Origin of the sequence: Roseovarius confluentis, assembly GCF_002917925.1 — a bacterium.
GTDB lineage: Bacteria > Pseudomonadota > Alphaproteobacteria > Rhodobacterales > Rhodobacteraceae > Roseovarius > Roseovarius confluentis.
Window position 1 is genome coordinate 606,274 of the sequence record NZ_PPFE01000002.1, and the last position, 15,527, is coordinate 621,800.

Here is a 15,527-nt window from a genome sequence, read left to right on the forward strand (position 1 = left end):
GGCGACGCGCCGCCACGGTCAGAGTATGCGTTGCGGGTGACACTTGTGCAAACGGCTTGGCACTGGATCGGAACGTGGCCGCTGTTTTTTCAGCCACTGGTCCATTCGGTGCGCCTTTTGCCGATGTTCAGAGTATATAAAATAGCGGGTGTGCCTTGCTTTTCGGGCAAACCAACTATGCGACTGTCAGTCGGGGACGGGGTCAGCCGCGCGGCATGGTGAGCGTGACCGAGCGCCCAGATTTCACGTAGCGCAGTTCGCTGGTTCCGATGGCGGCGACGCGCCCGCCGTCGAGCCGGTCGCCGACCTTGACCTTCTTGTAGCTGCCATTCGCCAGCCGCACGAGGGCGCGGCGGTTGGAGTTGCTGCCGTAGACGCCGATCAGGTTGACCCGGCGCATACGCAGCGCGTTCTTTTCAGTCGCGGCGCGGGCGACCGTGGTCGGCGTCGGGCCGCTGGGCGAAATGCGCTGATTGCGGGGCACGGCAGCGGCGGCGGTGCGGGCTTCTTGCTGTTCGGCAAGGCGCTTGCTGCGCTGGACGATGCGGTCGAAGTTGCGGGGACGGACGTTGGGCTTGACCGACACCTTGACCGCCTGGGCCGTCGCCCCGGCAAAGGGGTCGGGGGCGGGAACCGCGGCAGCGGCCTGGACCGCGGCGTTGACCGCCTCGGGGTCGGGCGAGACTGCCTCTGACGTGGCCGCCGCAGCTGCTTCGGCGGCAGTGGAGGCGGCGGCCTGTTCTGCCAATTGCTGGGCGCTTTGAGGGCGCAGGCGGGGGCGCAGGGAGGCAAGCTCGTCCCGGGTGCGACCGCCGAGCGTTTCGCGCTGATTGGTTTCGGCAAGGTCGCCGGGGCGGACGCGGGGACGCAGCGCGGCGATGCGTTCAAGCGCTTCGATGCGCGCGGCGGCCTCGGCCGGGTCCTCGCCCGGCTGAGCAAGGGTTTCTGCCGGGCGGTCAGGGGGCACGAGCGCGGGTTGACCGGCATAGACCAACACGCCGTCGGGGCTCGTTGCGCCTTCGGGGGTTGGCTGAACGAGGCCGCGCGTGTCCATGGTGAACATGGTGTCGGCGGCGGCCGGATCGGCGGGGGTGTCGGGGCGTGTGTCGCCGCGCAGGCTTTCGGGGGCGGGCAGGGCGACGGCGTCCTGTTCGACGACTTTCGGATCGATCGAGGTAAGGTAGAAATCGTCGAGCGTTTGTGCTCCGGGATCGGAGGGCGCGTCCGGGGCGCGTTGCCAGATGCCGGTGACGGCGTAGCGGGTGCGTGCCTGCTGATCGGTCAGTTCGGCCGGGCTTGGCTCTGGCTGCGGGTCGGCGCGGGTTGGCTCTGCGCCGTCGGAGGTGACGCCGGGCAAGGCGGCGAGAACGCTTTCGCCGTCCTCTTCGGCCTCGGTTTCGGGCGCGGTGGCGGTGTCGCCGGGCGGCAGCTCGGCGTCGGGGGTGGCGGCGATCTGTTCCTGGGGATCGGGATCGCCGCGCAAGACACGAGAAATGCCGTCTTCGAGGAAGATCGAGGCCCAGGCGGCCACACCTACGAGGAAGATCAGCAGAACGGCGGTGAGGATCAGACCGAGGAAGCGCGGCTTGCCCCCGACGGAGGCGGATTTGCGCGCGCCGAAGACCGTCATGCGTTGGCGTTCCTGCTCGCGCTGGGCCTCGGGAGTGGGCCGCGTGGCGGTGCGCGCGGCTTGACGCTTGTCGGGCTTGGGGGCCTTTCGGCGGGAGAAGAAGGAGAGCGGGCCGGAGGGCGGCGCGGCGGAGGGGGACGACCTCGCAACTGCGGGTGCCGCGAGGGGGGCATTGGGCGTATCATCGGGAAGATCGAAAGGCGCCGGGTCGGTGCGGTCGGCCATGAAGGCCGGCGGCGGGGGAATGTCGGCGCCATCGTCAGGGTCATCGGGGACAGGCGCGGCCGCCACTCCGTCGTCCTGAGGCAGGTCGTCATCCGCCGGGGCGAGACGGCTGTCGTCGGAGGGACGCAGCGATGCGCCGATTCGCGCGGCGGCGTCCGCCGGCAGTGCGTCTTGAGGCCTGCCGGTTACCTTGGCCGCGGCGGTGTCGGCGGTCGGGGGCGGTGCCGCGGTAAGCGTGGGTTCGGCGCGGGGCGCCTCGCTGGGTGGTGTTTCGTGGGACGCGGTCGCGGCATCGCGTGTTGCACCGGTCAGGCGGCGCGGTACCGTGGGCAGCTCGTCGCGCCGGGCGCGGATCGAGCTGAAGGCGACGGCTGGCGCGGCATCGGGCGCGGGCGGGTCGGCGGGCTTTTCCGCGACAGCCTCGGCACCTTCGTTCTGCGTTTCAGGGCCAGTGTCCTTGGGGCTGGCCTGTGTGACAGCATCCTCGTCGCCAAGCCCTGGTGTGGGGCTTGGGGGAATGTCCGGGTTCGGTGTCGGCGTCGGTTCGGGCGGGATGTCAGGCACCGGATCGGTGTCGGGCTCGATCTCGGGGTCCGGCGCGGGGGGCGTGCCGGGTACGGGCGGAACCTCGGGTTCGGGCTGTGGCGGAAGGTCCGGCTGTGGCGCAGGCGGTACCTCGGGCCGTGGCGGCGGCGGGAGGTCGGGTTCGGGCGTTGGCGGCACCTCCGGATCGGGCGATGCGCCGGCTTCGGGTGCGCCTTCGAGGTCGGCCTCGGGTGCGGCGTCCGCCGTTGCGGCGGGCATGGGGGCGATGCCGATGACGCGGATCGCGGCGGTGTCGCGGTCGATGCGCCCGCCTTCAGGCAGAAGGGAGGGTGCGGCTTTGGTTTCGCCGAACCATGGCTCGCCAACGAAATCGCGGCCCTCGGGGACAGCGACGAAACAAAGCGGGTTGAAACCGTGTTCGGTGGCGAAGGCCTCGGCCTCGGTCAGGGTTTCGCGGGCGACGGCGGCGACATGCACTTGCCCGGCGGAGATCGACCAGTCATAGGCCAGATCATCGACCGCGTAGGGTGTCGCCCCGTTGAGCGCGCGGTGTACGGCAGAGGCGATCTCGTCCGGTTCGAGCCCTTCCGAGTCGAACTGAATAAAGCGTATCTGGTCGTTGGGGACGACCAGCTTGGAGCGGATAGGATTGCTGTCGAGGTCTTCCGCTCGCTGGCGGAGGTCCGAGAGCGCGCCGGTCAGGTCCGTGTTGTCGAGGCTGACCTCACCCACCATGTGCCAGCCGGGGAAGGCACGATGCAGAAGGCTGATGCCTTCAAAGGACAGGGTCAGGGCAAAATTCGGTTTCATTTACAACGCTCTGGCACCACGGACCCGGCAGGGGGCTCCCCCTGCCGCCATTGGATTCTACAGCAGCTTACCGCCGAGGGAAAGGCAAACACCGATCACGAATTTCGCGATCGGCGGAGACCCCCGGCGGTCAGGCGCTGGCCTTGGCCAGAGCCTGTTCCAGATCTGCGATGATGTCGTCCGCATCCTCGCAGCCGATCGAGATACGCACCACGTTGGGCGCCGCCCCGGCCGCCGTCTGCTGTTCCGGGGTCAGCTGGCGGTGGGTGGTGGAGGCCGAGTGGATGATGAGCGAGCGGGTGTCGCCGAGGTTGGCGACGTGACTGAAGAGCTCGAGATTGTCCACCAATTTGACGCAGCCCTCGTAGCCCGATTTCAACGCGACGGTGAAAAGCCCGCCCGCGCCCTTGGGGCAGACGGTCTTGACGCGCTTGTGATAGGGCGAGGATTTGAGCCCGGCATAGGTGACCGCCTCGACCGCGTCGTGCTTTTCCAGCCAGGCGGCGACGGTTTCGGCGTTCTCGACGTGTTTCTGCATGCGCAGGGACAGCGTCTCGATCCCCATCAGGGTGTAGTGCGCGGCTTGCGGGTTCAGCGTCATGCCGAGATCGCGCAGGCCGATGGCGATGCCGTGGAAGGTGAAGGCGAGCGGGCCGAAGGTCTCGTGGAACTTCAGGCCGTGATAGGCGGGTTCGGGTTCCGAGAGGGACGGGAACTTGTCGGAGGCGGACCAGTCGAACGTGCCGGAATCCACCACGACGCCGCCGGTGACGGTGCCGTTGCCGGTAAGGAACTTGGTCATGGAATGCACGACCAGCGTCGCGCCATGTTCGATCGGGCGGCAGAGGTACGGCGTGGCCGACGTGTTGTCGACGATCAGCGGCAAGCCGGCGGCATCGGCGACGTCGGCCACGGCGCGCAGGTCGGCGATGTGGCCGCCCGGGTTGGCGATGGATTCGCAGAAGACGGCGCGGGTGTCATCGTCGATGGCCGCCTTGATGGCGTCCATGTCGTCGATATCGACGAACTTGGCCGACCAGCCGAAGCGCTTGATGGTCTGGCTGAACTGCGTGACCGAACCGCCGTAGAGGCGGGTGGAGACGACCACGTTCTTTCCCGGACCCATTAGCGGGAAAAGCGCCATGATCTGGGCGGCGTGCCCCGATGAACAGCAGACGGCGCCGGCGCCTCCCTCGAGCGTGGCGACGCGTTCCTGAAGCACGGCCACGGTGGGGTTGGTCAGGCGGGAATAGATGAAGCCGACTTCCTGAAGGTTGAACAGGGCGGCGGCATGTTCGGCGTCGCGGAACACGTAGGCGGTCGACTGGTAGATCGGCGTCTGGCGCGCGCCTGTGGCCGGGTCGGGCCGGGCGCCGGCGTGGATTTGCAGTGTGTCGAAGCCGAACTGGTGGATGCGGTCGTCGTCGGACATGGAAAGCCTCCCTTATGGCGTTTGTCATTTGGGTAAGCGATGGCGGGACGCAGGACAAGCGTATTGCGTCCGGGCCGGGGGTGGCCTGCCCATGCGGGCACAGCCGCTGACGGGGCGAAAAAGGCCGGTGCCGCATATTGGGGCCTAGGACGGATTGAGTATTTACGGCAAGAAAAAGCCGGGGCGTGGCTAAAGCGTTTTGCGGTAAACTTGGATCACAACTTATCGCGAAACGCGGCACAACGGCCAATCGTTGCACGCGTTTCGCCTTTCGCTGAAGGCTCAGGTCAAAGGCGAAACGCTTTAGCCCCGGGGGGTGCGCCCGTAACGGCCCCTTAGCGCGGGCGCGGTGCCGGTGAGCAGGTAGAAAGCGCTTTCGACGATGCGTCGCAAGAGGCTGCGCGGGCGGGGGGGCGGCAGGTCGTCCTCGGGTGTGAGGTCGAATGTGTCGGGATCGAGCAATTCGACCTGCTCGGTTTCGAGCGCATCGAGAAAGGCCGCGGCCTCGATGGCGCGCGAGGCCTCGACCATGACCGGCACTCCGCCAAGGGCCACTGACAGATATTGCACATTGGAAAGCGTGTGGAAGCCCGGCACGAAGACGCGGAAGCCTGCGCCCTCGAGTGCGGCGACCACCAGCATCGCATCGGACGGGCCGAAGACTTGGGCGATGCGGGTCAGACCGGGGGCGTGGCCGAGGGGCATCAGCGCATCCAGAAGCCGTTGCGGCGAATGGTGTTTCGGATTGCCTGCTCCTTGCGGGGCATGTTCTCGCGGTCGAAGAGGTCGCGCACCTTGTGGCCGCGGCCGTGGTAGATCATGAACTTGATGGCGTCGTGGTTCTTGAGCAGTTTCTTGACCGGGTTGGGGGCGCTGATCTCTTCCAGCAGGGTGACGACATCATCGTTCTCGCGGGCGTAGAGCAGCGGCAGCAGGCGGTAATGGCACGACACCTCGCCGTCGAGCAAACCGGCGGGCAGCGTGTCGCGACCGCCGCCGAGGGAATGAATGACGAGCGGTAGCGCCACCTGGTCGAGCCAGGGGTCGAGAGACTGGCAGACCAGTTCGGGGGGCGGGTCGTCGCGGATCGCCAGCGCGTAGTCGAGGAAGCGCTGACCGAAGACATGCGGGCATTTGTAGAAGAAGAAGCCGGCGTTGAAATAAAGGTAGCGGCGCCAGTATTCGTCGGGCAGCGACGTGTCGAGCGACGATTCGAAATCAAGCCCGAACTTGTCGTAGAGCGACTTCCACGTTTGGGTGTAGCCGGGACCGTAGAGCTGGATTTCGGGCCATGTGCCTTCGCGTTTCAGGGAGGCGGTGGGGCGGTCGAAATCGAAGGGCACGCGGGAGAGGTCGCCGGTGATCAGAGTGTCGGTGTCGAAGAACACGAACGGCTCGTCCTTGGGCAGGGCGGTCAGGCATTCGATCTTGTTGCCGTAGGGATAGGCGTGGCCGAAATGCTTCGTCTCGAAGGGAACGATCTCGGCGCCATAGCTTTCCAGCAGGGCGCGGATGTCGCCGCGCATGGTCGGGTCGTTCTTCCACAGTGGGCCGGGCTGAGGCTCGGCCACGAAAAGGCGGCCGGAAAATCCGGGGCTGCGGGCGCGCAGGGAGGCGGCGAAGAGCACGGCCTCGAATTGAAGCCGCCCGGCGTGGCCGACAACCACGATATTGAACGCTTGGTTTTTCGCTTTTGTCGCGGCCATAATCCGGTCACGCCTGCCTGAACTGCCCTTTCGGGGCAGTATAGGCGGTGCGGTGCGGTTGCGCGAGAGGCAGTTGCGCAGATTTTTGAAAGGAAAGGTATTTTCGGATGATCGACTGGTTTTTCATTGGCCTGGCCGTGGCGCTGGGCGGGCAGCCCGGCGGGCAGGAAATGGCTTCGACGGGATCGGCGGAGGCACCGTCTTCGAGCGCTTTCGAAGCCGAGGATCAGACGCCCACGGGCAAGTTCACCACCGCGACCGAGATCAAGCCCATCGTCGAGGCGACGCGCGGCAATTGGGTCGCGGTGCGAGAATACGATGGTCAGGATTGGCTTTACCTGACGCATTTGCTGAGCTGGCGCTGCGGGATGCACCAGATGCGTGTCGGCGTGAATGGCGGGCCACTGGAAACCTGGGAAATGCCACCCTGTCAGCTAGAGACTGCGACACCCAACGCCATCACGAGCGAAACGGTCCTCTACCGGACGTTTCCGCCCGGGTCGGTCGACAGCGTCGAGATCGAAATTCTCTACGATGATCTGGACACAGCGGCGGGTGCGTTCGGGCGGAAAGAGGTTTTGATGCCCTGAGCACGCACGTCTTTCTTGCTCCGCGCCAAAGGTTTTGCGAAAACCCTAAAGAGCGGGCGCGCCTTCAAATCAGCCATGGCGTACCTATATTGATGTTAAGGTAATTAACTTTACTTGAAAGGGAACGGTGATGGCGAATTTGGACGCGCAGGTGCGCGAAAGTCAGGAACAGGTCGCATCAGCGCAGGCGAAGATTGCCGAACTGACCAGCAAGATCGAAACCGCGCGGTCCAAGATCAAGGGCGGCGAGGATGCGAGCCTCGATATCGAGAACGCGACGCTGGACGAGGTGCACGCGCATACCGAGACGATGAACGCAAACATCGCCGAGCTGATCATGGGGCTGGACGACGTGACGGCAGGGTTCTCGCGCGATTTCGACGAGATGCGCAACAAGACGGGCTGGGAAAGTTTCGTCGGCATTTTCAGCCGGCACAAGGCCGACAGCATGCGCCAGGACCGCATTCGCACCGCCAGCATCGACGACAAGTTGCAGGACCTGATCTCGAAATCAGACATCATCGTGCAATTGCTGGAAGGTCAGCTGCGCACGCTGGAAGAGCACAAGGTGAAGGTGGAAACGAACCTGTCCGAGACGCTTGACGAGCGCGAGGCGACGGTGGGCGAACTGGAAACGCTGCGCGCGGATATCCAAGGAATGGACCCCAAGATCATCGAGCTGGAAAACAAGATCGCCAACGAGACCGACGCGGCGGCACGCACCAAGCTGGAAAGCGAGCTTGCCGAGATGAACGCCAAGTATAACGAGATGGTGCAGCAGGAGCAGGTCAAGCTGGCCAAAAGTCAGACGCTGGAGCGGTATATCGAGAAGGGCAAGACCTGGGTCGACAGCCTCCAGAACCAGGCGGCGACGCAGATGGTGCTGATCAACAAATTGCAGACCGACACGAAACAACGTGTCGTGCTGTATGATGCGCTGACCAAGTCGTTGAAAACCGCGCAGCAGCAGGATGTGGCACACCGGATCAACGAGATCGGCGTGCAGACCGACCAGGAGGCGCAGAGCGCCATGGCCGGGATCGGCGCGGCCACCAACCAGAAGATGGCCGACATGCTGGAGGCGCACGAAGATCACATGGTCTTTGCCCGCGAGGTGCTGGAGGCCAAGGCCAAGGCGGACGAGCGGTTCGCGCGGCGGTTCTCCAAGATCATCGAGAAGCACGACGCCAACGCGTATGGCGGCTAAGGCATGGGGCTGGGAACGCTTGCCATTGTTCTGTCGGTCGTCTGCCTCGTGGTGTCGTTTGTCTTTACCGTTCCGGCTTGGGTGAACCTTGTCGGTGTGGGATTCGGAGTTGCGGGTCTGTTGCTGATCAGCCGGTCGCGCCGCGATGGTGGCAACGGGTCGTGAGTGCGATGTCCAAAGAGCGTATATCCGGCCTGGTTTTACTTTTCGGCATCGTGGTGTCGGGTGGCATGGCACTGGGCGGCTACAGGTTGGGACATGACGAGATGATGGCCTGTGGCGTCATCGGGATGATCGTTCTGGCGGTCTGGGCCTTCGTGAAGCCCGGCGCCGGGTCTGGCGATGCGGGCTACTCCAGCTTTGATAGTGACGGAGCTGGTGGGTCGGGTGACGGTGGCGGGGGAGGTGAATGACCGCCGACGCCCTGACATCTGACCGCGCTGCGCTGACCGACCTCTTCGCGTCGCGGCGCTACTTCGCCAAGTTCGAGCGGATCACGGCGCATCTGAATCGCGTGGCCGCCGTGATGCAGGCCGAAGGTAATCTTGGCAAGCAGGAGGTCGAGGTCCTGACCACCTATGTTCAGGGGATCGCCTATACGTTCAAGGCGCTGAGCATGAAATACCTGCTGGTCGGGCGCGATACCGGGCAGTTTTTCGGCTCTCTGGCGATGGACGTGGAGGAAAGCGGTTTTCCCATGTTCTCGGAATTGATGGTGATGGCCAACGACGCGGCGCAGGCGCGGCGGCACCTGGACGGGATGCCGGATACCGAAACGCTGAAGCGCGAGATGGTCGAGCAGATCATCTCGGAACGGACGATCCCGACGCGGCTGCAATTCGCGCTCTCCCAGCGGCTTTATTACGAGGAAATGCTGCGCGGACACCTTTTCTGGGCGCAGAACGATCCGCAGATCCAATGGGTGAGCGGGCTGGACGAGCGGCGGCGCTACCTGTTGCACTGGGCGGTCTATGACAGCCAGGTGAACCTGCCGACGATCTACTTGATGGAGGTCGAGGATACCGGCCGCGCGCCACTGGGCAAGGACGAGCGGCGCTGGCCGGAGGTGCAGGCGCATCTGATGGCGCAGAGCTTGGGCGGTCTGAAACTGCTGACCATCGCCAAGGGGTTCGACGAGAGTTTCGACGATTTGCATCCCAAGAGGATGCGGCGGTTTCACGTCGGACCGATGTACAGCGACGCCTTCACCCGCCAGAGCGGGCCGCTGCGCGAAGTGTTGGCGCAGGCTGACGCACCCGTTGGGCAGGACTGGGCGCTGGCTTGGACGGATGAGGTGCTGGAAAGCGAGCGCGTGATCGAGGAGCGCGCGGGCTGGTTCGGGACGGTGGAGCGCGAGGTCTTCGCGCTGGACCCGTTTTCGGGGCAGGGGGCGGAGACCGGGGCAACGCGGATGGAGCGCAGCATCATCCTGCCCGAGCGGCCCTACCAGGTTCTGGCCGAGAAAACGCCGCCGGGGTTTTCGTCGGTCACGAAGTACGTGGTCAGCCCGGGGGGGCGGGTGCTGCGGTATTGATGTGCGGTGGGGTGAAACCCCACCCTACGCCAGATTTGTAGGGTGGGTTTCAAACCCACCATTCGGGAGAAGAAGATGAGCCTGACGGCAGACACGATGGAATTGCGCGAAGAGGATATCGCCAAGCATTACGCGGCAGCGGCGGCGATGCTGGCGGGGTTCGACCACACACCGCGCATCGCCAAGCCGGGCGACGCGCCGCAGGAGGAAAAATCGGCCGGGTTGGGCACGCGGCGGCGGTTCCGGACGACGACGCCGGGGCTGGTGACACGCTCGACCGCGCGGCCTGAGGGCGTGCACCTGGTGGAGCGGATCGAGGCCGCCGACGGCGACGACCCGCTGGTCAGCCCGATGCAGGCCACGGTGCTGCACGGCTTGCGGCGGGCGATTGCCGTTGCTCTGGCAGTGGGCGAGCAGTTTTCCGACGCCACGGGGCTGGCCGATTTGCGGCGGGCGAACCTGGCCGGGTCGCTGGGCGCGGACCGCAAGACCGAGTTCACCGAGCTTCTGGGTGCCGAGGCGCTGGCGGTGGGGCATGTCTTCGCCAATGCGACGGCGTTCCTGCTGGCGCCGCTTGGCAGCGAGGTGAGCGTCGAGGTGGGCGAGGTTGAGGAGGTTCTGACAGACAATTCTCAACTGGCTTTGCATGGTGCGTTGTGGGAGCTGGACCAGGATATCGCCGCCCATGCCGGAGACGATGCGCGGCTGGTGGCGACGGTCAGCGCCTTTGCAGAGCAGTTGATGGAGAAGACTGCGCTGCGCGCCCAGAATGCCGGGCGGCTGGGCGCATTCACCGGCGCCAGCTGGCGGGTGGAGGCGGATGACTTCACCATTCGCGGGTTCGAGCCGGCGGCCAAGGGCAAGTCCAGCACGCTGACCATGACCTTCAAGCAGCCGCACGAGGTGGTGGGCAACCATATCGCCAAGTACCAGGCGCTGAAGCTGTCCAAGATGCTGATGGCCTATGATTTCGACCGGCGGCTGAATCCGTTCGCGGAGCTGGGCGGGTTCATCTTTACCTTCATGGGGGATGGCAAGCCGGGCACGGGCAAGACGACGCTGATCCAGATGATGGCGGGGCTGATCAAGGGCTATTGCGACAACGCAGGCTATCCGTTCCGGTATCAGAACCTGAGCACCGAGAGCATCGACAGCTATCAGGGCAAGTCGGCGCAGAATGCCAAGGCGTTCATCAACACCGTGATCGACCCCGGCGTGATCGGGTTCGGGACGATCGACGATATCGACCAGCTGGCGGGCAAGCGCGGCGACCGGCAATCGAGCGCCGGGCAGCTGGAGATCACCGCAGTGCTGATGGAGAGCTTTGCCGGGGCCAATACAGTGGTGCGGGGGAATTGCACGTTCGGTATGTTCTCGAACTACCCCGAGAACGTGGATGACGCGCTGCGCCAGAGGGCGGGGGCGCGGTTCCTGGTGGACGGGCCGCAGACGCGGGAGGATTACATCGATATCCTTTACCTGCTGATGGGAAAGAACCACGACATTCCGCTGGGCCAGCACGAGGTCTATGCCGCGCAGGAGATCAAGAAGGCGGTGGCGGCGTCGTTCGAGAGCCACGCGCGGCCGCATGAGAAGGGACTGATCCGGGTCTATGAGCGCGTGGAGAAGGATATCGGCAAGTTGGACACGATTGCCAAGCTGGGGACGTACCTGAAGGGTATCCAGGAGGCGGATGAGCGGTTCACGGGCCGTGCGATCAAGAACATCACCGACGCGGTGAAGGTGCGGGCGATGGATTTCGAATTGCCGGACGAGTGGATGGAGAAGCCCGACCTGTTCCTGTTCAAGTCCTATGAGGAAAAGAAAGGGATGATCGAGGAATTACGCCAGCCGATCACGGTCGAGATGGTTGTTCAGGAGATCAATCGGTACGCGGATTCCGAGTTCCGCTATGCAGACAAGTCGGACGAGGTGGCAATCGAGACCATGGTGCGCGATTTCGGTCGGACGGAGGAGGCGAAGCGGCGGTACCTGGCGGAGAAGGAGGGCGGTGCGTGAAAACACGCGCCCGACGGCATGAACGATACGAGCGTGACATTGATGAACACGGGCCTGCCTCTGCTGATCATAGGCGGGTTTGCGGCTTTGTTGCCGTGGCTATTCACGCCGCGGGAAACCCGGTCGCACGGCCGGGTTCTGGTGTCGGTCGTAGCGTCGGCGGGTTTGATGCTGGGGCTGAGCGCGGTTGTTTTCGCACTTTTCGACAAGCGGAGCCTGCTGGGTGGGCAGACGCTTGCCGGGCAGGGCGCAGTAGCGTGGATGTACCTGCGGACCTCGCTGGCGGCAGTAGTGGTGTGGGGTCCGGTTCTGGTCTTCATCTGGCTGAGCCTGGCGCAGCGCGTGGAGCGGTTGCGGGACCGCGATATCGTGCGGGGAGAGGCTTGATGGACGCGCGTGCAATTATTTCAGGCACCCGTCCCGGGCTTGAACCGGGATCTCACACTCGCAGCCGCGAAGAGGCCCCGGATCGGGTCCGGGGCGCGGGGGTGTTTGTGACGGGCCGGGGATGGTGGGTTGGAAACCCACCCTACGGAGGTGGTGCATGGAACGTCTGATCAGATCCGGCCTGATGTTCGGCAACCTGGTGCATGTGGCGAGCCCGGCGCTGGTGGAGCGGTATAATCGCGCGCTGAAGCATCTGACGGGCAAGACCACCAGCCTGACGGATTTCTACGTCGATATCTCGGGCTATTCGCCGGAGGTTGGGCATGAGCTGGGCGATGACCTCTACCTCAACCATGCGGGGGTGAACCGGCAGTTCATCCTGCTGACCACGGAGCAGAAGCGCGCGCCGCTTCTGAATGCGCAGTTTTCGACATCGCGCGGCATCCTCAAGCAGTTCATCGAGGAGAACGAGCCGGCGCTGTTCGCGCTGACCGCGCGGGATGCGGTGGCGGGCGAGTTGGTGAACTCGGTCTATGACATGTCGAGCCCCGCGCGGCTGTTCGATATCCGGCGTATCAAGATCGAGGCGGATACCACCAACGGCGCGCTGCGGCAGGCCGAAAAGCTGGATGAAAAGGTCGAGCGGTTCATGTCTGAAGAGGACGCGTGGTTCGACGACGTGCTGATTGCCGAGATGATCGAGCTTGCGGGGCAGACCGGTGACGTGCTGCGCAATCCCATTGATCTGAAGGAAATGAGTTTCGAGCAGCGCAATTACTGGACCAGTCACTTTGGCGGGGTGTACCTGTTTCAAGACTTGGAACTGCCCGGTGTGATCTGTGCGCAGGACAAAACGCCGTTTGAGGGCGGCCGGATCGATTATGTATTCGACATGTCCGACCGCAATCGGGTGGCCAGTTTTCTTGACCTCAACGGCCTGGTGGAGCCGATCGTCAAGGCGCGCGGCATCGACGCGGCGGCGATCCTGCGGCAGAAGATGGATTTCGTGCTGGTCGACGCGCTGGCCGGGGAAGGCGTGGAACTGGCCGGCCGCACCCGGGCCGAGATGCGCCGGCTGGCGCGGCGGCATTCGGACCTTCTGCCCGAAGAATTCCATACGCTGAACGCGCTGCTGAACTGGGCGGAGAATGGCGGGCCGTGGCCGGTCATCACTTCGGACAACCCGGCCTATTTCTATACGCTGCGGGCGGCGGCGCACAAGGACGCGGAACTGGTCAACATGCTGCTGGCGGAACTGGCGCCGAAGGATGTGCGGCAGCTGTTCATCTGCCACAAGAGCCTGTTTTACCGCCGTTACGAGACATGGGCGGACACCAAACGGGCCTATGTCGTCGATGTCCTGCTGAACGAATACCAGGTGGACAAGCTGGGCACGCGCGCGGCACTCTTTGGCCACGAGGCGCCGATGGAAGAGCCCGCGCCGCCGAAAGCGCCCGAACCGGCGTCGGACCTGGAGGCGGTCGTGGCGCGGGTCGGCCCTTGGGGGCCAGTGACGCGCCGGGCGGGCACGAAGGGAAAGGGATAGAACATGGCGGCACTGGCACGGCTACTGATCATCGGGTTCATCGTCTGCACGATCCTTTACGTGGTGCTGTCGCTCTATTCGCGCAGCGTGCGAAAGGCCAAGCTGCGCGAATGGTGGGAAGAGGAAGGCCGGCCCGGCGACCGTGACGCCTATATCGAGAAGGGGCTGGAAGACTATGACGGCTCGCTGCGGCGCAAGCTGATCCTTGGTGTTTACGTGGTGCCCTTCAGCATCGTGGCCGCGATCATCTATTTCACGAACTTCCACTGAAGGGGCGGCGCGATGGTGTACCTGAAATGGCTTTTCTGGGCGGTGTTCTGGGTGCTGGTGGCGGCGTTCTTTCACTATACCCTTCCGCAGACCGATATCGTGCGCGTCACGGATACTTATGAAAAGCGGATCGATTTCGGCGAGAATAGCCTGTTCTGGGCCAGTCCCGATGCCGGCAACGACGCCACGGCAATCAACCGCGACGTGTTCTTCATCCAGACGGTGCGGGCGGATGGCAGCACCATGGTCTATCGCAACGAGGACACAAGCTGGGGCTGGCCGCCCTATTTCAAGTTCGACACGTCCAATTTGCAGGCCGAGGCGGCCGACCTGAAATCGACCTCGGAAGCGCCGCGCTGGGCCGCGTTGAAGCATTACGGGTGGCGCAACGAGTTCCTGTCGATCTTTCCCAACGGGGTGAGCATCTGGCCGGTGGCCGGGCCGGATGTGGGCAAGCCCTTTCCGTGGCTGAATATCCTGATACTCGCGGTCTTCGGGCTGGTCGCCTACGGTGTCTGGCGGCTGTGGCGGCGGTTCCGGGCGCGGCGGATCGATCCGGTCTGGGACGGGGTCGAGGCGCGGTTCGACGCGGCGGGCAATGCCATCGAGGACCGGCGCGGACGGGTCCGGCGCTGGCTGGATACCTGGCGGCCCAAGGACAAACGCCGGGGCTGAAAGCCGGACCCCGCGGCCTTAGGCGGCGTGGGTGCGCCCCGCGTCGGAAGCGCGGCCTTCGTCGGAGACGCGCATCGAGTCGGAAACCCATTGAGGCAGCACCAGCGGCGCCAGTGGGTTCGGCGCGCCGCGCAGCACGTTCTCGCGCAGCCGGGCGACCATGTCGGATCGTTTCGACTGGCTGCCTGACATGATGTGCAAGAGCGCCTCGACTTGCATCGCATCAAGTGGTGGCTGTGGTGGCGCGGGATGCAGGTTGAATGGCGCGGGATCGAGCCCGATATCGCGCAGGAAACTGCGCAGGTAGGTCTCTGGCCCCAGCTTGATCCGCTCGAACTGGCGCGACTTCACCTGAATGTCCGGGTGCAGCCCCGCGAGCTCTTGTTCCAGCGACGGAAAGTTGATCGAGTTGAAGTTCACGCTGCGGCAGAACTGTTCCAGCGGCATGGCGACCTGGTTCTGGCGGATCGCGTCGGAATAGAGGCTGAGCAGGTAGCTTTCGGCGTTGCGAGTGTAGAGCAACAGGCGCGTGTCCCCGAGCTGCAGGCCGGCCTGGGCGTGTTGCAGATTGGTCGCGGCCTGCGGGTAGAAGCCCGGGTGGGCCTCGTCCCACATCAGGCTTTGGATCATCGAGGGACCAAGGCGGTGCTCGTCGGAAATGAGAACCGTTTCGGCGCCGGCCTCGTTGGCGGCCCGCGTGATGGCGGTGTTTGTGGCTTCGAAATGGCCGATCTCGTTCGGGAGCGAGCCGGGCTTGTGCCGGCGGCGGATCATGCGCACTTGACGGCGCAGAAGTTTGGGGGTTTCGGCGTTCACGTAGAAGACGCCCTGGGCCCGCAACTGGTCGAGATTGGCCGAAAGGTTTTGCTGCAACAGCATGGACGCCGTCCTGTGGACGCCCAGATGGATAACGTATTTCATGGACCTGCCCGGTGCCTGTTTTGTATTTT

At 64.6% G+C, this 15,527-nt stretch carries 15 protein-coding genes; 10 read left to right on the top strand and 5 right to left on the bottom strand.

Annotated features, from left to right (window positions below):
• Window positions 1-202 precede the first annotated feature (202 nt).
• The 4 genes from C2I35_RS07730 to C2I35_RS07745 form a co-directional block, all read right to left on the bottom strand.
• Window positions 203-3,211 carry a hypothetical protein gene (locus tag C2I35_RS07730; RefSeq protein ID WP_103762418.1) on the bottom strand — a complete coding sequence of 1,003 codons (3,009 nt, stop codon included), beginning with the start codon at window positions 3,209-3,211 and terminating at the stop codon, window positions 203-205.
• A 130-nt stretch (window positions 3,212-3,341) separates the two neighbouring features.
• Complete coding sequence (locus tag C2I35_RS07735; protein ID WP_103762419.1) at window positions 3,342-4,643, bottom strand: O-acetylhomoserine aminocarboxypropyltransferase/cysteine synthase family protein; 1,302 nt, start codon at window positions 4,641-4,643, stop codon at window positions 3,342-3,344.
• Between the two features lie 303 nt (window positions 4,644-4,946).
• The gene (locus tag C2I35_RS07740; RefSeq protein WP_103762420.1) at window positions 4,947-5,348 is read right to left on the bottom strand and encodes a hypothetical protein; all 402 of its coding nucleotides are present in this window, start codon (window positions 5,346-5,348) and stop codon (window positions 4,947-4,949) included.
• Window positions 5,348-6,349, bottom strand: coding sequence for a GT-B fold glycosyltransferase domain-containing protein (locus C2I35_RS07745; RefSeq protein WP_103762421.1), 1,002 nt, complete (start codon window positions 6,347-6,349; stop codon window positions 5,348-5,350). Before C2I35_RS07745 ends, C2I35_RS07740 begins: the two co-directional genes overlap by 1 nt.
• A gap of 107 nt (window positions 6,350-6,456) precedes the next feature.
• Here C2I35_RS07745 and C2I35_RS07750 point away from each other — a divergent pair, with 107 nt between their 5' ends.
• The 10 genes from C2I35_RS07750 to C2I35_RS07790 all read left to right on the top strand — a co-directional run bounded on the left by C2I35_RS07750 (window position 6,457) and on the right by C2I35_RS07790 (window position 14,577).
• Complete coding sequence (locus C2I35_RS07750; RefSeq protein WP_103762422.1) at window positions 6,457-6,939, top strand: hypothetical protein; 483 nt, start codon at window positions 6,457-6,459, stop codon at window positions 6,937-6,939.
• A 130-nt stretch (window positions 6,940-7,069) separates the two neighbouring features.
• Window positions 7,070-8,146 (top strand): coiled-coil domain-containing protein, encoded by a 1,077-nt coding sequence (locus C2I35_RS07755; protein WP_103762423.1) that lies wholly within the window; start codon window positions 7,070-7,072, stop codon window positions 8,144-8,146.
• A gap of 3 nt (window positions 8,147-8,149) precedes the next feature.
• Window positions 8,150-8,311, top strand: a complete 162-nt coding sequence (locus tag C2I35_RS22110; RefSeq protein WP_170067152.1) for a hypothetical protein — start codon at window positions 8,150-8,152, stop codon at window positions 8,309-8,311.
• Window positions 8,312-8,316: 5 nt separating this feature from the next.
• The gene (locus tag C2I35_RS07760) at window positions 8,317-8,559 is read left to right on the top strand and encodes a hypothetical protein (protein WP_103762424.1); all 243 of its coding nucleotides are present in this window, start codon (window positions 8,317-8,319) and stop codon (window positions 8,557-8,559) included.
• A complete protein-coding gene (locus tag C2I35_RS07765; RefSeq protein WP_103762425.1) occupies window positions 8,556-9,680 on the top strand; it encodes a hypothetical protein in 1,125 nt (374 codons plus the stop codon). Before C2I35_RS07760 ends, C2I35_RS07765 begins: the two co-directional genes overlap by 4 nt.
• A 75-nt stretch (window positions 9,681-9,755) precedes the next feature.
• Window positions 9,756-11,699 carry an AAA family ATPase gene (locus C2I35_RS07770; RefSeq protein WP_103762525.1) on the top strand — a complete coding sequence of 648 codons (1,944 nt, stop codon included), beginning with the start codon at window positions 9,756-9,758 and terminating at the stop codon, window positions 11,697-11,699.
• Window positions 11,700-11,717: 18 nt separating this feature from the next.
• Entirely contained in the window at window positions 11,718-12,086 is a 369-nt protein-coding gene (locus C2I35_RS07775) for a hypothetical protein (RefSeq protein ID WP_146049987.1), read from the top strand.
• 157 nt (window positions 12,087-12,243) lie between these two features.
• Window positions 12,244-13,632, top strand: coding sequence for a DUF6638 family protein (locus C2I35_RS07780; RefSeq protein ID WP_103762427.1), 1,389 nt, complete (start codon window positions 12,244-12,246; stop codon window positions 13,630-13,632).
• Between the two features lie 3 nt (window positions 13,633-13,635).
• Window positions 13,636-13,902 (top strand): hypothetical protein, encoded by a 267-nt coding sequence (locus tag C2I35_RS07785; protein WP_103762428.1) that lies wholly within the window; start codon window positions 13,636-13,638, stop codon window positions 13,900-13,902.
• Window positions 13,903-13,914: 12 nt separating this feature from the next.
• Window positions 13,915-14,577, top strand: a complete 663-nt coding sequence (locus C2I35_RS07790; protein ID WP_103762429.1) for a DUF1523 family protein — start codon at window positions 13,915-13,917, stop codon at window positions 14,575-14,577.
• 18 nt (window positions 14,578-14,595) lie between these two features.
• Here C2I35_RS07790 and C2I35_RS07795 read toward each other — a convergent pair whose 3' ends face one another.
• Complete coding sequence (locus C2I35_RS07795; RefSeq protein WP_103762430.1) at window positions 14,596-15,456, bottom strand: hypothetical protein; 861 nt, start codon at window positions 15,454-15,456, stop codon at window positions 14,596-14,598.
• Window positions 15,457-15,527: the final 71 nt, after the last annotated feature.